The sequence below is a fragment of the Haloferax litoreum genome, assembly GCF_009674605.1.
GTDB classification, from domain to species: Archaea; Halobacteriota; Halobacteria; order Halobacteriales; family Haloferacaceae; genus Haloferax; species Haloferax litoreum.
In genome coordinates this window covers 1-17,231 of record NZ_WKJO01000002.1, presented here as the reverse complement: position 1 = coordinate 17,231, position 17,231 = coordinate 1, and the positions used below count along the sequence as shown (strand labels likewise).

The following is a 17,231-nucleotide window of genomic DNA, read 5'->3' as shown; positions in this document are numbered from 1 at the left end:
ACCGAGTCAGTCTCCAGTACCGATTCAGAGAGTGACGTCCGTCTGAGGACACTCGAAGCGTGGTTGGAGTACAGATGAGAGAACCCGAACGCGACCCAGAGCAACTCAGACGAGCACTTCGAGTCTACGGACAGGAAGTCAAAGAGCGTGAACTCGAACACGCGCTCTCCCGACTCGAAGCCGGTGGGACAGTAAGCCCTGCACAACAATCGACCCTCGAACAGATGGCTGCAACCATCGTAGAGGAAATCCTCACGCCTTCGATTGCGGCCCTCGACGACCCTGAAAGAGACGACGAAACAGTACGAACAGTGACCCGACTGTACGGTCTGGAAGTCGACTCCGAGGGACGGTAGGTTTGGAGACCGGCGAAGATGTTCGGAGGTAGCGGTACGAGTCTCTGTGCGCTAGGGTCGGCTATGAGCGTCGTTCCAGGGACCATCGACACTGCTCGACAGCCTCCGATGACCGTGCCACTTCGACACTTCGTCGTCGCCCTTGGCCTGTTACTCGTCGGGATAGGAATCGAACTGGGCGTCGCTGTCGGCGTCGTCCTGGGAACAGGGTATCTCGCACACGTACACCTCGTGCTCGTCGGTTGGGTGTGCCTCACCATCATGGGTGCGATGACGCAATTCGTGCCTGTCTGGTCGGGCGTCGAACTCCACTCACGACGGCTCTCGACTGTGCAGTTGTGGTTGGTCGCCGGCGGATTACTCGGATTTGCTGGCAGTCTCCTCACGAGTAGACTCGGATGGCTCCCGGTGTTCGGTGGGGCGATGCTACTCGGGTTCTGGCTCTTCGTGTACAACGTCGGACGAACCCTCGGGGCGACGTCTGAGTACGACGTCACCGAACGACACTTCCTCCTCGCGCTGGGGTTCTTCGTACTCGTCTCGTCCGTGGGGGTGCTTCTCGCCGTCGACGGTGTCCATCCCGTCTTCGCGTCGCTCTCACTGACCCGGAGCGCAGTTATCACTACTCACGTGACCCTCGCACTCTTCGGGGCCGTGATGACCACGATACTCGGGGCCCTCTACCAACTCGGAACGATGTTCACGCAAACGAAACTCCACGGCGTCGACATCTGGCTTCGACGTGCAGAAGAAGTCGGGTACCCAGTGGGTGTCGTTCTTCTCGCAGTTGGTCGACTGTTCGATGCACTACTCGTCGCACGGGTCGGTGGTGTGCTGGTCACAGTGACGCTCTTTGGATTCAGTATCGTCCTCGCTCGCCGTCTCACTGAGACGTCTGTCGAGTGGAACCCGATGCTCACACGGTACGCAGTCGTCGTCCCTGCACTGGCTCTCTGGAGTGGCCTCACGTTCTTCGCGTGGCTGGGCGACCCACTCGCGTACGCGACTCGGTTCGGTGCGCCGTCGTCGTTTTATCTTCTCGTCCTCGGTGTCGTCGGGTTCGTGGTCTTCGGGACACTCTATCACGTCGTTCCGTTCGTCGTCTGGGTCCACCGCTACAGCGACCTGCTCGGGTACGAACCAGTCCCGATGATAGACGACCTCTACAGTGACCGAATCGCCACCTTCGACTTCGGCCTCGTCGTCACCGGCACGTTCACTCTCGTCGCCACGAAGATGTTCTCTCTTCCGTCGCTCGGTGGATTCCTCGGGAGAGTTCTCCTACTGACCGGTGTCGTGTTCTTCGTCGTCAACATCCTCCGAGTCGTCCACGTCCACAGTCCGCATTCGTTGGTTGGAGTGCTGTTCACCGCCCAGCGAAGAGACGAGAACGACGGGGCAGAGTCCACAGGGAGTCGTTCGGTCGAACGCCTTCGGTGAACGACTCTGTGGAAACGCTCGGCCGTGACGAGCATCGCATGCGAGATTCGAAGAGGCGAAGAAGTAGTCTCAATTTACGCTCCCTCCACGCCTATGCTGTTCTGCGATGACAACGAGTGTCGAAGAACAGCCAGCCCAGGGGCAGACACGTATGCAAGCCGTCGTGGCCACGACGTATGGCTCACCAGACGTCCTTCACATCGACGAGGTGGCGAAGCCAACCCCCGACGACGACGAAGTTCTCATTCGGGTTCGGGCGACGATAGTCGGACCACCGGATTCGGCCGCCCGTGAAGGGACTCCGTTCATCATTCGGTTCTTCAGCGGTCTCAGAAGGCCCAACGCGGTCCCGGGCGACGTGTTCGCCGGCGAAATCGAGGCAATCGGCCGGAACGTCGTGCGATTCGCCCCGGGCGACGCCGTGTTCGGAACCGCGGCCCCGGGAAGCGGTGCACACGCCGAGTATCTATGCCTCCCCGAAGACGGGGCCATCGCGACTATGCCGTCGAACCTCGACTACAGCGAAGCCGCGGCAATCTGTGACGGTGGGCTGACGGCGATAGAGTTTCTGAACGCCCACGCACACGTTCAGCCAGGTGACTCCATCCTCGTCAACGGTGCCTCCGGGTCAGTTGGAACGGCGGCCGTGCAACTCGCGCGAGAGTTCGGCGCGACGGTCACCGGCGTCTGTAGCACCAATAACGTCGAGTTGGTACAGTCGCTCGGTGCCGACACGGTACTCGACTACACACGCACCGACTTCACGACCACTGGTGAAACGTACGACGTCATCTTCGATGCCGTCGGGAAGCGGTCCTATTCGGCTTGCAAAGACTCGCTCGACGCCGGCGGGCGATATCTGACGACTGTCCCCTCTGTAGGAATCCTCCTTCAGATGGTGTGGACCCGACTCGTCGGTGACAAACGGGCACTCTTCGCGGCCACTGGGCTAGCGTCGACGAGAACGAAGCGGGCAAACCTCCGCACTCTGCGGAACCTCGCCGAAGAAGGAAGTCTCCGCCCAGTTATCGACCGAGAATATCCACTCGACGACATCGCCGACGCACACCGATACGTCGACACTGGTCACAAGGCGGGAAGCGTCGTCGTCACTGTGGAAGCATAAACGACCACGGGTCGGGTGACCCGTGGAACGCTCACTGTTCTCTCTTCGGCACGGCCCGGGCACCCGCTCAGCGCCTGCGGGTTTCCGCAGGACCGATTACTACTAACATTGAATACTGTCCGAGAAGCAGACAGGTACACACCGTTGTCATCGAAACAACTCGCCGGGTTCGCGACGATTGTTGTGGCCACAGTGGCCATGGTGGCCGTCGCGACTGTCCCAACGTCCGATTCGCTGACCGTTGCCGGACAGTACGCGGTCGCGACGATGGTGTTCGCGGCACTGCTCTGGATTACCGGGGTGGTTCCACTCCCACTCACTGCCCTGATTATTCCGATTCTGTTGACGGTATTCGGTGTCTATCCAGACTTTGGTGACGCAGTCGCGGGCTTCGCTGACCCAGTTATCTTCCTGCTCCTCGCGGGTTTCATGCTCGCAGAGGCGTTTCAGGCGCACGGTATCGACCGACGAATCGCGTTTTCGATACTCATCCGGTTTGGAACAACGGCACGAGGTCTCGTCTTGGGCGTTATGGTCGCGACGGCGCTTCTTTCGATGCTCATCTCGAACACGGCGACAGTCGCGATGATGGTGCCAATCGTACTCGGCATCGTCGAGAGCGTTACCGAGTTGACGAAGTTGGACGAAGAGAGCGCCTCGCCGACGGCCTCGAACCTCCAGATAGGGATGTTGCTCGGCATCGCATACGCGGCGAGTTTGGGTGGCGTGGGAACGCTTATCGGAACACCACCGAACGCAATCGTCGTCGGCCAAGTGTCCGAACTCATCGGCTACGACATCACCTTCGTCGAGTGGCTCGCAATCGGGCTCCCGATGGTGGTTGTCACACTCCCTGTCGCGTGGGTTCTTCTGACGTACGTCGTGTACCCACCAGAGGAGTTCGACGTGAGTCACGCACGCAAGCGCGCCCGAAGCGAGCTTCGGTCGATGGGGTCTCTCTCACCCCAAGCCCGCCGAACTGTCCTGATATTCGCTGGCACCGCGTTCCTGTGGCTTCTCGGTGGGTTCGAATTTCTGTTCGCTGACGTTCTTCCACGCCCGTGGTATGTCACGCTCTTCGGTGGGACAGGCACCAACGTCTTCGGGACTGCCGGCCACGAGGGAATCCTGTTTTACGTCCTCGTGGGGGTACTCGCGATACCGACACTGGTCGTGAGCGGAGCGACAACGTGGGACGACTTGCTCGATATCGACTGGGGAACGCTGTTGCTTCTGGGTGGTGGAATCTCGTTAGCAAACGCGTTGGCCGACACGAATGCGACCACGTGGCTCGCCGAGGTGACCCTCGGGTCACTGGAAGGGACGTCGGTCGTCGTCGTGCTTCTCGTGATGATTACGATGGTCGTCGTCGTCGGTGAGTTGGCGTCGAATACCGCGATGGCAGCCATTCTCGCTCCACTACTGATCAACATCGGTCCGATGTATGCCGAAGCACTCGGTACGTCGGCGGAACTCGCGTCGGTGTTGCTAGCGGTGACCGGTGCCATCGCTGCCAGTTACGGGTTCGCGCTGCCGGTTGCGACGCCACCAAACGCGATTGTCTTCGGAACGGGGTACATAGAGCGCGACCATATGCTCCGGGCGGGTGCGTTGCTCGACGGCGTCGTCATTCTCTTGACGACGGGCGTCGCATACCTCCTCATTCGCTTTCTCTGGCCACTCGTCCTCGGGTGAGGGAGAGACGAGATGCGCGCGGAAACCCACAGTCGGTGAGAGTTCGTGAGGCCGTTCGCTCCACACTCATCGTGCCCTTGGCAAACCATCACCGTCTGGGGACTCCGAGAAAACCCGGAAGACCGGCGGCTACTCCCGAACGTGTTCGGGTCAACACTCACCGCGTCTCGGCAGAATCGTTCACAGAGTACAGATGCCCGAACTCATCGCTCTCGACTCACTTCCCGAGACGACCCACGCAGAGGTATTCGACGACAACCGACCACGGACGGTCAGACTGAAACTCGATGCTGGGCAAGCGGTTCCAGCACACACGCATCCGGGGACGGACATCGTCCTCCACCTCGTGTCGGGCCACCTCGAACTCACACTCGACGACGAGGTATACGACATCCGCCCGAACGAACTCGCACGGTTCAGCGGCGAACGGGAGATATCACCGCACGCAGTCGAACCAAGCACGGCGGTCCTCGTGTTCGCACCCGCAAACGAACACGAACAGTAGTCCATACTGCGGAACGACCGTCCCCAGTTCATGGCCACGGGTCGTCGAACACGACTCCGGTTCCACGGAATATTTACAGACGTGCCACCGAGACAGAATATGGACCTCTCGGCCCCACTTTCTGTCCTGCTTCTCGCGTTCGCGCCGGCAGTCATGTGGGGGTTCACGCCAGTCATCGAGAAGCGAGCACTCTCGGGAGGAGGGAATCCGCTCCAAGCGTCGCTCGTCGTCGTCGTCGTCGACTCGACGATTTACCTCGGTGCACTCGCCGTGTTCCAAGACAATCCATTCAGTGGCCTCTCGCTCGAAACCATCGGTATCTTCGTCGCCGCTGGTGCTATCGGAACTGCATTAGGTCGGCTCGCAATCTTCGCGGGGAACGCACGCGTCGGTGCGAGTATCTCCAGCGCCGTAGTCAGTGCGAGACCACTGTTCGCGACGGCGCTCGCAGTAGGGTTCCTCGGAGAGCCACTCTCGGCCCCAACTGCTGTCGGCATCGTCGTCCTCGTCGTCGGCCTCGGCGTCCTCTCTGTCGCAAAAGGAGGTGACCTCGAAGGGTGGTCGAACAAAGACTTGCTCGTTCCACTCGCCGCTGCTGCATTCTTCGCCCTCGGCAACGTCGCCCGGCGGTGGGGCCTCGCCGCCGGTGAAGCGACGCCACTCGAAGCAGTCGCCATCAACGAGTTCGCCGCACTCCTCACACTCGGTGCCTACGTCGCCGTCGTCGGCCGAGAGCGGGTTCTAAATCGCCCTCGCCGGTCGTACTTCGTGTTCGCCGCGAGCGGAGTCATCACGTCGGTAGCGCTCCTCTCGATGTTCACTGCGCTCGCAGCACCGGAGGGACGAATCGCAGTCGTCGACCCACTCGTCGCCACGGCGCCACTGTTCACCGTCGTCTTCTCGTGGATTTGGCTCGGTGACCTCGAACGCGTCACTCGGGGCGTCGTCGCCGGTGTCGTCCTCGTGGTTCTCGGTGCGGCCCTCGTGACCGGCGGCCCAGCACTCGTTCGTGGCATCAGTTCGCTCGGGTTCTGAGTCGCTCTGTGACTCAGCTCGTGTCCGCGGAAATCACTCGACGTCTGCTGGTCACTCGCAGAGGCACTCGTGTCTCTTCACGGATTGGTTCACGACGTACTCGTGCGTCTCGGTGGCCAACTCGAACAGTTTCTCTGCACGGACTCGTGCCGCGAGACCGTCTTGATAGTACGTCTTCGCGCGGTGGTTCCGCCACAGGTCTTGGAGGTTGTCCGCGACGTACTCGGAGAGGATGCCACGCCTCGCCGCTTCCGTATAGACGCCGGGATGAGTTCCAGGGAGGTCACGCGGTTCGACACCACGTTCGAGTAGTTTGAACTCGACGACGCGCTCGATGGCGACGAACGACGTCTCGATGACGATAGTGTAGAACCCCTCGTCGAGCAACGATGCCGCACCCGCCAACAGCCGACACGACTTCCGAAGTTGCAGCACGTCCGCTTCGTTGGTGTCCAGCCCGGACTCTATCTCGTCGGGTCGCTGGTCGAACGCCGCTTGCACCTCGTCGACGAGTGACTCGATTCGGTTACCGCTCACGTTCCATCACCGCTTTTCGGGCTCGTTGGAACGCCTCACTGCCGTAGACTGTGACCCCTTCGCCGAATATCTCTCGCAACTTGTCTCCTGCGCGTTTCGCGCTCTCTGGTGATTCGACGAACGATTCGAACGTGTACCGGTCACCGTCGAATCGCACTTCACCGAGCTCGGCCCCAATTTCAGAGGCGACGCGTCGAGCGACGGTTCTGTCGCCATCGACGAGCACGAAGAGGTCGATGTCGCTCTTCCGGTCTGCTTCGCCACGGGCGACACTCCCAAACACGAGGACGCCGAGGAGTTCTTCGATACCGCTCGTCTCTGTCACCGCGTCTTCGACTCGGTGGACGAACTCCCGGATGGGGTCGTGATACTCGACCTGTTCGATTGCAAGTATCGGGTCGTCCTTCTGGAGGTGTGCCGAGTCGATGGAGACGTACTTCCGTTGGGGCGTCTCTCGGACCTCGATGGCACCGAGTTCGTCGAGGAGTCCGACTGCACGCCAGACGGTCGACCGACTGTGGTTAGTCTCGGCGGCCAGTTCAGACATCGTGAACTCCGATACGTGTGCATCGACGAGCAGTCGGAGGAGGTCGTCTGCAGCACGAAGCCTGAATATCTTCGTGTCGTCCCCGGGGTTGACGCGAAGGCAGACGCGCGGTTGTTGTTTCGTATCGTCGGACACTGTTTCATTATATGCAACAACATATGATAAGGGTTCGTATCAATTCCGTTGTCGGGTATCACCGCATCGCTGAATCGACCGTCGAGAGGTCAGTCGACGCATCGGGGACGGTGCCTGTGTCGAGATACCTCGTTTCGAGCGCCGCGAGTTGTTCGTTGATGGCGTCGCTTTGCTGGTGCATGGCCGAGACGCGAACACGAACGAGGTCGAAATCGTGTCTGTCTGACAGCCCGTTCCACGCACGGAACGCACCGAGTGCGAGTGTGTGCGATTGGGGGCAAAACGGCGTCGTCGGAGTGAACTCGGCACGAAGGACCGACGAGTCACCTGTCTCGACGGCATACCGAAATCCGGCGTCCTCGTGACGAGTGTCGAGGTTCAACCGGGCGAGGTTGTAGTTGAACGTCGTGTCGTACACGGTCCGTTCCTCGAACACGTCCCGAGTCCGTTCGTGGAAGGTGACGTGTTCGTCGCCGGTGAGGATGCGGTGTCCGTCCAGGAACGGACCCGGTTCCGGGACGTGTTCTGGGACGAACTCCCCGTAGTCGTCGTACAGGTCGCTCTCGTCGGTGCCACCGAAGGGTGAGAAACGTCCAGCCATACAGTCGAGTACGGAACGACTGCCCCTGTCGATTCCCCCGGACATGTTCGAGAGAGCCGACGAGGTCTCGGCGGAGACGACTACTGGGTCGACCACGACGGCAAAAAAGACCCCGAGGAAGTGTCGCTTCGGGCACTCACTTCGGGTCTGAGTCGAATATCTCCGGGTCCTCTGAGCCTTCCGCGCGGACGACGGCCATGCAACCTTTCCGGGCGACTCGCGACAGCGAGTGGTCGACGAGTTTGAAATCACCGGGAACTGGTGAACTCATCGTCGCTATCGCGGTACTCCCCGGCGGAACGAGTCGTGTCTGGATGTGGGTCTGTGGTTCCGTAGTGAGCGACCCATCGGGATACAGTGTCTCCCAGACGCTCCCGATTGGGTGGAAACTACTGGAGAGGTTCGGCCCGCCATCTACGAAGAAGATGCGGACTGTCTCTCCCGTCTTCGCAGTCACGGCAGGGCCACGACCAGCGTCAGTCCACGCGAACTTCTCACCGTTCATCAGGACGTACGTTGGTTCTTCGTTCCGCATGGCGTCGAAGTCGAACCCGTGGTGTCCCTCTGTACCCGCTTTCTTGTCGGTGTAGAGTTCGTGCTGTCCGATGTACACTTCGTGGTCGACGTCCGGGAGTCCCTCCGGTGGTTCGACGAGGATGAGACCGAACATCCCCGCGCTGATGTGCATGTCGAGATTCGGAACGGCACAGTGGTAGATGTACGCGCCAGGGTACGTCGCTTTGAACCTGAGGTTCGCCGTCTCACCGGGATTCGTCATCGTCGCTTCTGCGCCACCACCCGGACCGGCGACGGCGTGGAAGTCGACGTTGTGCGGCATCGAGTTCTCTTCTGGGTTCTCGAAGGTCAGATTGACCGTATCACCCTGTCTGACGCGAATGAACGGCCCGGGTACCTGCCCGTTGTACGTCATGTACGTGAACGTCACGCCGTCTTCGACCTCGGCGGTCACCTCCTCGGGGCGAAGTGTCACGTCCACTTCTGCTGGTTCGTTGCGGTCGATTGGGTCGGGGATGTCCGTCGGGTCAGCCGCGACCATATCGACTACGTTCGGACTCTGTTGTTGGGCCGGTTCGGTCGTCGTCTCCAACGACTGCGCCGCAGTCGGTGCTTGATTGGCACACCCTGCAAGCGATGCCACACCACCGAGTCCAAGTGCCTGTAACGTCCGTCGCCGAGTCGTCGATAGCATCTATCGTCACCCTCCAGTTGAGTCGTGGCACCACTGACGGGTATAGTGAAGTGCCAATTTCATCACTGAGAGACCCTGTACGAACATATTCGGAGTCTAGCACACCATCCTACAAGCCAAAACAGTCGAACGACCATGACCACAGAAGAACCATCCACACCAGACACCGAACGACACGACACCTCGTGGTCGGCGAACCTCGAACATCCAGAACACGCTGAGAGCAGAGAACGTGTCGTCCAAGATGCACGCTCCGCCATCGAACGTACTGCGCCGGGAAGACACGTCAACCTCGTCACACACGAGGCACACGGCCATCCCTCGTCGTATCTCTATCCAGTCCTCGAAGACGAGTTTCACTCCCTCGACTGGGAGTTCGTCGACCGGTGTGGGTGCGGCGGGTTCGTCACTCGCGTCTACGTCTGATGCCGAAAGGAGTACCGCAGACCTCCCGACGTGTGTGTTCGCGGCCTACGAGAACAGTCAGTCGTCACCGACGAATCGGTCACGGCGGTACCGACACTGTTCACAGAAGAACTGTGCGTAGCCAGTTGGTATCGTCCCAGTAAACAACATCTCAGTACCACAATCCGGGCACCACTCGGAGTGACCGTTTTGTTTGTGGTCTGTGCTCATACCACGTTCATACGAGTGATGTATTATTACATTATCGATTGTGACAAATTCGGGAATTGTGATAGGTGACGGTGACGGTGACGGGTAGTTCGAAGGTGGAGAACGTGGTCGAACTACTGGACTGGACCGTCCTCTGAATGGGTTTCGAGTGCGTCGATGAGGAACTCTTGGAACGTGTCGGTACGCATCGCTCGGAGTGTGACACCGAAGTGACCACAATCCCATTCGAGACGGTTCTCGGCGGGAACACCCCACTCGTCGAGCGTCTGCCGCATCGTCGGATACTGCGTCATCTCGTCGACGAGACCACCGACCGGATAGATTCGGTCGGGGTCGAGACCGGGTGTCGTCGGGGCAGTGAGGACGCTGTCGAGATGGGACATCTCGTCTCGCGTCCATCCCGCCGCTTCGAGCGCCCCCGTTACCCCGAGGGATTTCGTGAGCGAACTCTCGAACAGGAGGTCTGCAATCTTCGCTGATGCCGCCACGGGAATAGCGAAATCCGGTTGCATCTCGGACGGCCACGTATCTGCGTACGCAGCGACGAACGACGTGACGATACCACCGAGGCTCAACCCACCGACACCAACTGTGGGTGCACCTTGTGAGCGAAGCCACTGGACGAGGACTGCAATCTCTTTCGCCTGCCCTTCGTAGAGTTCGACCCCACTACTGGGCATCCGAGCAAGGTACGGTTCGCCCGTGTAGTAACCGGGGATTTCTCGACGACCGTGCCACGGCGGAATCGGGAGGACGACCCGGTAGCCTTGTGGTGCCAAATCACGGCCGACGTACTCCTCTTCGGTCCAGTACTCCATGAGGTCGCACGCCATCGCCAACCCCGTTGCGAAGATAATCGTCGGGAGTTCGTCGTCCTGAGAGGAGTCCGCCGGTTCGTAAACGCGGGCGTAGGCAGTGTCGTCGAAGAACGCCGACGGCGACTCGAACCGAACGAGATACTCACGCGTCTCTGGTCCCCGCATCGTCCGAGAGACTGCGACGTCTGGCATCGACTCCGGTGGACCGTACACGTCGGACCCATCGTATCCGCGCCACCGTTCGATAGCCGATTGCGGGGAAGGGATATCGAAGTCGACGATATCGACGATGTCTGCTTTCGTGATGAACTTGAACTCCTTTTGGGGAGACACCCATCGCGACCCGTATTCACGGCGCCGCTTTTCGAGTCGGGTCCGTTCGTCGAGTGTCGACTCCGTATCTCCCCAGAACACCTCGTCCCACCTGTCGGCGACAGACTCGTATTCAGATTTGACCGTACTGTGGTGCTGTAACGTGGTCTCTATCTTTCGTCGGAGCGAATCGTCTATCGGGTCGGTGACACCCAGTTCGTCGAGGAAGGCATCGACATCTTCACCTGCGACGTCGGCGGCGGCGCGTGCTCGCAGCACACCGAACTCGCGGTCGACAGACGAGATTTTCAGTCGTTCGAAGACGCGTGAGTGGAGCAAGCGGCCCAGCGGGGACTCAATCACTCGATGTGTGAGTGGGGTTTCGAGTTGTTCGGGCATGGTTATACCTCGGTTCCCCCACCATATGAATATTACTGCGTATTCATTCATTTGAGAAAGTGCCACCTGAAGGCCAAAAATCGACAAATAACCCGGTTACTGGGGTTCTTGGGCACAGTTGGCCACCAAAAAATGAACTGAGTTCGAATAGTATTCATATGAGGAAACACGATACAGTAGACGATGAACGACCACGAAAGCCGGTCCGAGGAAGACGCAGTGAACGCGGGGGCGAGGTGACACTGTTCGATGCCACAGTTTACAGACGAAAGACGGCGTGAGGTTCGAGCGGCGTTACTCGACGCGGGATACACACACTTCGTGGCTGACGGCCTCGATGGAACGACGATTACCGACCTCACGGATGCCGCGGGTATCGCGGCAGGAACGTTCTACTCGTTCTTCGACTCCAAAGAAGCGCTCTACGTTGCGGTCCTTCGAAACGAATCCCAGAAGGTGTACGACGACCTCCGGGAGGTACTGGACGTACACCGTAGCGACCCTGAGACAGCGATTCGGCGGTTCCTCGAAATTTCGACCGACGCCCTGGTCGAGAACCCCATCTTCACGCGAACTATCACACGTGACGAACGTGAACACCTCCAGTCGCGACTCTCCGAAGAAGAGTTGGCCACGACGCGAGCAGACAAGCGAGAGTTACTCGTCCCGTCGCTCGAAGCGTGGCAAGAACAGGGACATGTCGTCGCCGGTGACCCGAACGTACTCGCGTCGGCGTTGTTGTATATCTCGTATCTGCCACTCCACCGAGACGACGTGGGAGACGAGTACTACGCCGCGGTTCGGCGCACACTGTTCGACTGGGCGGTCGAGATGGTCACGTGCGAGTGAACAGCGTCACTCTCACGGTACCCAAATCGCCGTCAGCATCCCCTCGTCCGTCTCGACCGAACGATAGACGAATCCTCGGTCGTCGAGCTTCGGGAAGAGAAATTTCGGTTCCCGGTCGTTGAGTTGGACGAACACCGTCTCGGCGTCGAGTTCGGCGAGACGTGTGAGCGTCTTCGTGAGCGGTTCCGGTGGCGGAAGGTCACGCGCATCGAGGAAGTCGATGGCTCTGGCAGTCGGTGCGTCCGCTTCGACCAAGTACGGTTCGACGTCCATGTTCGTGACGTCGAACCGAGGTCGTAGGTAGTTCATCCCGAAGATGTTCGATGAAGGGAGCGCGCAGCTCACGTCCAATCCACGCGAACATGTTCGCCACGTGGTTCACGTCGGTCCGAGAAAGACCGTCCAAACGACCATGGCACCGCACCCACCGCAGTCCCGTCCATCGACGGGACCGGACCCGGCGGCAATCGACACGAGTCGACGTCCATTCGTCCTCATCTGGGAAGTAACGCAAGCGTGTGAACTCGCGTGCGACCACTGTCGCGCGGACGCACAGCCAGCGCGCCACCCCGACGAACTGACCACCTCGGAGGGAAAGCGCCTCCTCGACCAAACGCGAGAGTTCGGACCGGGTCAACTCGTCGTTCTCTCGGGCGGAGACCCACTCGCGAGACCTGACCTCGTCGAACTAATCGAGTACGGCACGTCCCGTGGACTCCGAATGACGCTGACACCGAGTGGAACGTCGTCGCTGACGCCGGAGACAGTACATCGCCTCAGCGACGCTGGAGTAACGCGACTCGCAGTGAGTCTCGACGGCGCGACGCCCAGTACGCACGACACGTTCCGAGGAGAAAACGGGAGCTTCGAGGAGACAGTTCGAGCAGCCCGTGCGGCGCGTGATGCAGGCCTCCCTATCCAGATTAACACGACAGTGTGCGCGCAAACCGTCGACGAACTGCCAGCACTCCGCGACCTCGTCGACGAACTCGACGCCGTTCTCTGGTCGGTGTTCTTCTTGGTCCCCGTCGGCCGTGGCCGTATCCTCGAATCAATTTCGCCCGACCGTGCCGAATCTGTCATGGAGTGGCTCTCCGACGTGAGTAAAGACGCACCGTTCGGCGTGAAGACGACCGAAGCACCGTTCTACCGACGAGTGGCGATTCAGCACAGGCGAGACGCGAGTGGGTCACCATCGAGCGACGGTATCGGCCGCCGTCTCGGAATCACCGCTGGCGACGGGTTCGCGTTCGTGAGCCACACCGGCGAATTGTATCCGTCCGGGTTCCTCCCGAAGTCAGCAGGGTCCGTCCGGGACGGTGGTCTCGTCGAACGGTACCGAGAAAGCGAGTTATTCCAGTCACTTCGTGACCGCGATGCACTTCGCGGGAAGTGTGGAGTCTGCGAGTACCGGCACGTCTGTGGCGGAAGCAGGTCACGCGCGTATGCACACACGGATGACCCGCTTGCGAGCGACCCCTTGTGCGCGTACGTTCCAGAGGGGTACGACGGCAAGATGCCGTCAGACCAAGCGAGTGGCGATTGACGAGAACTCACCCGAACACGTTCGGGACAATCGATTGGCTGGACGAGTGACGACGTGAAGACGATGACGCGAACTACCGAACTCTCTCGACGGCAGTTTACAGCACTTGCGGCGAGCAGCGTACTTACCACCGCCCTCGCCGGGTGTACTGGTTCGAGCGCCGACTCCTCGCCTGACGAGACGGCAGAGGCGACTGCGACGACGACCAACGGAGAAACGGCAGAGTCCCCAAATGGAGACAGTGACTCAGCCGAGTCGTCAGGGAGACAGACGTTCGATGGATGGCTCGAAGACGTCGAGAACTACGACGGTGTGAGAGACAAAACGGGAACGGACGCGGTCACTGTCGACGTCGGTACCGAAGCGAACGGCGGAGCGTTCGGATTCGGTCCCGCGGCGATTCGAATCTCCACAGGGACGACGGTCACGTGGGAGTGGACCGGAGAAGGAGGGTCACACAACGTCGTGGATACGGACGGGTCCTTCGAGTCCGAACTCGCCGGGAGTAGCAGCCACACCTTCGAACACACGTTCGAGGAGACGGGTACGTACACGTACTCCTGTGTGCCCCACGAGACGGTGGGCATGAAAGGCGTCGTCGTGGTCGAGTAGGTTCTGGCCACTCGTTTTTGTCGAGCGGCGGGTGTACACACGAGGGACTGGTCTCCCGGAGTTGGAGCGTCGTGAGTCGGTCGCTACGTTCGATACCCTGCCTCGGTCGGGCTGAAATCGAGAAGCGAGACATCACCGAGGGTGAGTGCGTCAGGCTGAAAGGTTCCTCTCGGCGGGTAGTAACCCGACGCCTCCAAAACGGCACTGACGACCGCCTGTTGTTCTGCACGAACGTCCATCACCGACTCGACGGCGTCGACTCCGTGAGATGCACAGTAGACGCCTTCGATTTCCCAACTGAAATCTTCGTAACAGGAGAGCGCCACGCTGACTGAGTCGCCCGACACGAGTCTCGTGTCCCGACAGTATCGGCACCCAACAGTGGCCGTTCTGAAATCTTGCGTGACGTAAAGACTCTCGACGACGAGTCCGGTAAACTGTCTGATGAGGTCCGATTCCACAGGGTCGTACTCGGGCACAAACGACCGGTACGGGCCCAGATGAGAAATAGTAGCGCAGTCAGCGCACCCCAACTGTGTCAGGTCGTGGGTGAGCACCCACCGAGCGGAAAACCGGACGAGGGTCGCTTAGTCGTCGCTCAGCACACCTTCGGCGACGGCCATATCTTCGACACTCGGGTCGTCAGCCGATTCGCGCAGGACGAACCGTTTTCTGACGAGGTCCGCAGCGTAGATGACCGTGCCGAGGATGATGAGTGAGTCTCCGGGGAGGCGCGCCCAGAAGAGTGACTGGACCAACGGTTGGTCGTAGAACGCCACGCTCCGGGCAGCGTCGTATCCGGCGGTGAACGCCGTCTCCAACTGGAGGAACCCAACCGGAAGGACAGACACGAACACCATCAACACGAGGCCCACGTTCCAACACCAGAACGCGGCACGAAGCCACGACCCGTCCCAGCGTGCGGGGTCGATTGCAAGCTGGAGCATGTAGGTGACCATGCCCAGTGCGAGGAAGCCGAACGCGCCGAACATCGCGGCGTGCGCGTGGCCGACGGTGAGGTACGTGCCGTGTTCGTAGTAGTTGATGAGCGGAAGGTTGATGAAGAATCCGAGGACGCCCGCGCCGACGAAGTTCCAGACGCCACTGGCGATGATGAACATGAACGTGAGGCGATACGGGAATCCACTGTCGGCATTCATCGCTCGGTACTGACCGAGTGCCTCGTAGAGGATGAACACCAACGGGATGAGTTCGAGCGTCGAGAAGACGCTCCCGATAGGGACCCACATGTCGGCATTCCGACCCACCAGTAGTGGTGCGAGACGCCGATGATGCCCGTCCCCATCACGAGGAGTGCTTGGAGCATGACCGCCTTCTCGGCACTGCGGCGCGAGAGCAGGTTCATCGACACCAACGTCAGGCCGACGATAGCGACGATGAAGAACTCGAAGGCACCTTCGACCCACATGTGGACGACCCACCACCGCCAGAACTCCGTGACGGCGATGTTCGTCTCCGGAGTGAAGAGGAACCCCGCGGTGAACAAGAGCGCAATCGACCCACCGGCGTACAGTATCATGTGCGCCAGTCCGTAGAGTGGTTCCCTGTCCAAGAGCGGTTTCAACCCGCGGATTGCGAGTACCGCCCAGATGCCGAATCCAGCGAGGATACCGAACTGCCAGAACTTCCCGACTTCGAGGTACTCGAGGCCTTCGTTTCCGAGAATCCACCATAGTGGTCCGTCGATGTACCCGTTCGCACCGAGCCAAATCCCACTGAGGCCACCGACGGTGACGACGACGATAGCCCCGAGCAGGACGTCGATGTATCTCGATTGCTTCGGCGGTTCGTACCCGGTCAACAACGGTGGGAGGAACAATCCAGCACCGAGCCACGTCGCCGCAATCCACAGAATCCCGAGGTCGATGTGCCACGTCTTCGCCAGCGAGAACGGGAGGAGTTGGAGGATGTGGACGCCGAGTATCTCTTCGACGCCGAAGAACCCGGCCCGTTCGATGTAGAAGTGCGCGAGCAACCCGCCGAGTAACACCTGTGCGAGGAACAATCCCGCCGCGACAGGAATGAACCGAAGTGCGGCTCGCTGACTCGGGAAGACACTCACGTCGCCGGGTTCAGGGACCGAGATTCCCTCTGCCGACGGTTCGGGGAGTTCGATGGACTTGTACAGCCAGATACCGAGACCCGCGCCGGCGACGAGGAGGACCATTGCGATGACACTCCACGTCATCGAAGCGGCAGTGGCATCGTTCCCTGCCCCGGGGTTGTACGGCCAGTCGTTCGTGTACGAGTGCGTACTCCCCGGCCGGTCGGTGTGCGAGAACCACGCCGTCCACATGGCGAAGTCGGCGAACTGTTCTGCATCGGCCGCAGAGTCTATCATTCCCGAGGGAACGCCCCGTTCGTGGTCTCCCTCGTGATACCGTTTGACGTACTCCTCACGAACTCGTTCGTGGGCGTACTGCTCCGCCGCAGAGTACTGAATTGCGCCACCGTCGTACGTCTCGTCGAGGTCGTTTGCGACGACATCTGCGACGGCAGCCTGTTCTTCCGATGCGAGCGCGTCGTACGCCTCACCATAGCGCTCTTGGGCGTAGTAGTCCCGCATGTACTGGACTTTCAACTCGAGTGCGTCGGCAGTGTAGTCGACGCCGTAGTACGCACCATTGCCGAGTATGGACCCGTGGTTCATCAGGCCGTTCTGCTGGAACACCGTCTTGCCGTCTCGAATCTCTTCTCCACTGACGACGACGTCACCGTCGGGGCCGACGACCTCTTCGGGGATGGGTGGAGCTTCCTGATACGCGAACCAGGCACCGGCACCCATCACGACGAGGTTGAAGATGAACACGACGGCTATCGCCTTCGCGATGGTCTTACGCGTGAGTTCCAT

General features: G+C 60.2%; 18 protein-coding genes and 1 pseudogene. 10 read left to right on the top strand and 9 right to left on the bottom strand.

The window, feature by feature from the left end; genetic code table 11:
• Positions 1 to 74: 74 nt before the first annotated feature.
• From GJR96_RS15510 to GJR96_RS15485, 6 genes are all read left to right on the top strand, one after another.
• On the top strand, positions 75 to 356 hold the full coding sequence (locus GJR96_RS15510) for a hypothetical protein (protein ID WP_151164116.1): 282 nt from the start codon (positions 75 to 77) through the stop codon (positions 354 to 356).
• A gap of 63 nt (positions 357 to 419) precedes the next feature.
• Entirely contained in the window at positions 420 to 1,796 is a 1,377-nt protein-coding gene (locus GJR96_RS15505) for a hypothetical protein (protein WP_225317759.1), read from the top strand.
• Positions 1,797 to 1,947: 151 nt separating this feature from the next.
• On the top strand, positions 1,948 to 2,922 hold the full coding sequence (locus GJR96_RS15500; RefSeq protein WP_151164114.1) for an NAD(P)-dependent alcohol dehydrogenase: 975 nt from the start codon (positions 1,948 to 1,950) through the stop codon (positions 2,920 to 2,922).
• Between the two features lie 183 nt (positions 2,923 to 3,105).
• Positions 3,106 to 4,617 carry an SLC13 family permease gene (locus GJR96_RS15495; protein ID WP_323849395.1) on the top strand — a complete coding sequence of 504 codons (1,512 nt, stop codon included), beginning with the start codon at positions 3,106 to 3,108 and terminating at the stop codon, positions 4,615 to 4,617.
• A gap of 193 nt (positions 4,618 to 4,810) precedes the next feature.
• The gene (locus GJR96_RS15490; RefSeq protein ID WP_151164112.1) at positions 4,811 to 5,122 is read left to right on the top strand and encodes a cupin domain-containing protein; all 312 of its coding nucleotides are present in this window, start codon (positions 4,811 to 4,813) and stop codon (positions 5,120 to 5,122) included.
• A 99-nt stretch (positions 5,123 to 5,221) separates the two neighbouring features.
• Positions 5,222 to 6,157, top strand: a complete 936-nt coding sequence (locus GJR96_RS15485; RefSeq protein ID WP_151164110.1) for a DMT family transporter — start codon at positions 5,222 to 5,224, stop codon at positions 6,155 to 6,157.
• Positions 6,158 to 6,208: 51 nt separating this feature from the next.
• Here the strand turns inward: GJR96_RS15485 and GJR96_RS15480 are convergent, their stop codons facing one another.
• The 4 genes from GJR96_RS15480 to nirK all read right to left on the bottom strand — a co-directional run bounded on the left by GJR96_RS15480 (position 6,209) and on the right by nirK (position 9,187).
• Entirely contained in the window at positions 6,209 to 6,694 is a 486-nt protein-coding gene (locus tag GJR96_RS15480) for a hypothetical protein (RefSeq protein ID WP_151164109.1), read from the bottom strand.
• Positions 6,684 to 7,376 carry a nucleotidyltransferase domain-containing protein gene (locus tag GJR96_RS15475; RefSeq protein WP_151164107.1) on the bottom strand — a complete coding sequence of 231 codons (693 nt, stop codon included), beginning with the start codon at positions 7,374 to 7,376 and terminating at the stop codon, positions 6,684 to 6,686. Before GJR96_RS15475 ends, GJR96_RS15480 begins: the two co-directional genes overlap by 11 nt.
• Before the next feature lie 58 nt (positions 7,377 to 7,434).
• Entirely contained in the window at positions 7,435 to 7,977 is a 543-nt protein-coding gene (locus tag GJR96_RS15470) for a hypothetical protein (RefSeq protein WP_151164105.1), read from the bottom strand.
• A 136-nt stretch (positions 7,978 to 8,113) separates the two neighbouring features.
• Entirely contained in the window at positions 8,114 to 9,187 is a 1,074-nt protein-coding gene (gene nirK / locus GJR96_RS15465; RefSeq protein ID WP_151164103.1) for a copper-containing nitrite reductase, read from the bottom strand.
• Positions 9,188 to 9,322: 135 nt separating this feature from the next.
• Between nirK and GJR96_RS15460 the strand changes: the two genes are divergently transcribed.
• Positions 9,323 to 9,613 carry a CGCGG family putative rSAM-modified RiPP protein gene (locus tag GJR96_RS15460; RefSeq protein ID WP_151164101.1) on the top strand — a complete coding sequence of 97 codons (291 nt, stop codon included), beginning with the start codon at positions 9,323 to 9,325 and terminating at the stop codon, positions 9,611 to 9,613.
• Between the two features lie 57 nt (positions 9,614 to 9,670).
• On the opposite strand, the gene GJR96_RS15455 is transcribed toward GJR96_RS15460, so the two are convergent.
• Positions 9,671 to 9,823 (bottom strand): HVO_2142 family zinc finger protein, encoded by a 153-nt coding sequence (locus GJR96_RS15455; protein WP_154326373.1) that lies wholly within the window; start codon positions 9,821 to 9,823, stop codon positions 9,671 to 9,673.
• 113 nt (positions 9,824 to 9,936) lie between these two features.
• Positions 9,937 to 11,352 carry an alpha/beta hydrolase gene (locus GJR96_RS15450; protein ID WP_151164100.1) on the bottom strand — a complete coding sequence of 472 codons (1,416 nt, stop codon included), beginning with the start codon at positions 11,350 to 11,352 and terminating at the stop codon, positions 9,937 to 9,939.
• 249 nt (positions 11,353 to 11,601) lie between these two features.
• On the opposite strand from GJR96_RS15450, the gene GJR96_RS15445 reads away from it, so the two are divergent.
• A complete protein-coding gene (locus GJR96_RS15445) occupies positions 11,602 to 12,201 on the top strand; it encodes a TetR/AcrR family transcriptional regulator (RefSeq protein ID WP_151164098.1) in 600 nt (199 codons plus the stop codon).
• Between the two features lie 12 nt (positions 12,202 to 12,213).
• Here GJR96_RS15445 and GJR96_RS15440 read toward each other — a convergent pair whose 3' ends face one another.
• Positions 12,214 to 12,510, bottom strand: a complete 297-nt coding sequence (locus GJR96_RS15440) for a DUF2249 domain-containing protein (RefSeq protein ID WP_225317781.1) — start codon at positions 12,508 to 12,510, stop codon at positions 12,214 to 12,216.
• A 103-nt stretch (positions 12,511 to 12,613) separates the two neighbouring features.
• Between GJR96_RS15440 and GJR96_RS15435 the strand changes: the two genes are divergently transcribed.
• Positions 12,614 to 13,747 carry a TIGR04053 family radical SAM/SPASM domain-containing protein gene (locus GJR96_RS15435; protein ID WP_151164096.1) on the top strand — a complete coding sequence of 378 codons (1,134 nt, stop codon included), beginning with the start codon at positions 12,614 to 12,616 and terminating at the stop codon, positions 13,745 to 13,747.
• A 63-nt stretch (positions 13,748 to 13,810) separates the two neighbouring features.
• On the top strand, positions 13,811 to 14,359 hold the full coding sequence (locus GJR96_RS15430; RefSeq protein ID WP_151164094.1) for a halocyanin domain-containing protein: 549 nt from the start codon (positions 13,811 to 13,813) through the stop codon (positions 14,357 to 14,359).
• 83 nt (positions 14,360 to 14,442) lie between these two features.
• Here GJR96_RS15430 and GJR96_RS15425 read toward each other — a convergent pair whose 3' ends face one another.
• Positions 14,443 to 14,706 carry a hypothetical protein gene (locus tag GJR96_RS15425; protein WP_151164092.1) on the bottom strand — a complete coding sequence of 88 codons (264 nt, stop codon included), beginning with the start codon at positions 14,704 to 14,706 and terminating at the stop codon, positions 14,443 to 14,445.
• Between the two features lie 240 nt (positions 14,707 to 14,946).
• A pseudogene (locus GJR96_RS15420) lies at positions 14,947 to 17,231 on the bottom strand (nitric-oxide reductase large subunit).

Excerpts from the sequence above, each read along its gene's own strand:
- GJR96_RS15510 (WP_151164116.1), top strand. The coding sequence starts at position 75 with ATGAGAGAACCCGAACGCGACCCAGAGCAACTCAGACGAGCACTTCGA.
- GJR96_RS15505 (WP_225317759.1), top strand. The coding sequence starts at position 420 with ATGAGCGTCGTTCCAGGGACCATCGACACTGCTCGACAGCCTCCGATG.
- GJR96_RS15500 (WP_151164114.1), top strand. The coding sequence starts at position 1,948 with ATGCAAGCCGTCGTGGCCACGACGTATGGCTCACCAGACGTCCTTCAC.
- GJR96_RS15490 (WP_151164112.1), top strand. The coding sequence starts at position 4,811 with ATGCCCGAACTCATCGCTCTCGACTCACTTCCCGAGACGACCCACGCA.
- GJR96_RS15485 (WP_151164110.1), top strand. The coding sequence starts at position 5,222 with ATGGACCTCTCGGCCCCACTTTCTGTCCTGCTTCTCGCGTTCGCGCCG.
- GJR96_RS15470 (WP_151164105.1), bottom strand. The coding sequence starts at position 7,977 with ATGGCTGGACGTTTCTCACCCTTCGGTGGCACCGACGAGAGCGACCTG.
- nirK (WP_151164103.1), bottom strand. The coding sequence starts at position 9,187 with ATGCTATCGACGACTCGGCGACGGACGTTACAGGCACTTGGACTCGGT.
- GJR96_RS15460 (WP_151164101.1), top strand. The coding sequence starts at position 9,323 with ATGACCACAGAAGAACCATCCACACCAGACACCGAACGACACGACACC.
- GJR96_RS15455 (WP_154326373.1), bottom strand. The coding sequence starts at position 9,823 with ATGAGCACAGACCACAAACAAAACGGTCACTCCGAGTGGTGCCCGGAT.
- GJR96_RS15450 (WP_151164100.1), bottom strand. The coding sequence starts at position 11,352 with ATGCCCGAACAACTCGAAACCCCACTCACACATCGAGTGATTGAGTCC.
- GJR96_RS15445 (WP_151164098.1), top strand. The coding sequence starts at position 11,602 with ATGCCACAGTTTACAGACGAAAGACGGCGTGAGGTTCGAGCGGCGTTA.
- GJR96_RS15440 (WP_225317781.1), bottom strand. The coding sequence starts at position 12,510 with ATGAACTACCTACGACCTCGGTTCGACGTCACGAACATGGACGTCGAA.
- GJR96_RS15435 (WP_151164096.1), top strand. The coding sequence starts at position 12,614 with ATGGCACCGCACCCACCGCAGTCCCGTCCATCGACGGGACCGGACCCG.
- GJR96_RS15430 (WP_151164094.1), top strand. The coding sequence starts at position 13,811 with ATGACGCGAACTACCGAACTCTCTCGACGGCAGTTTACAGCACTTGCG.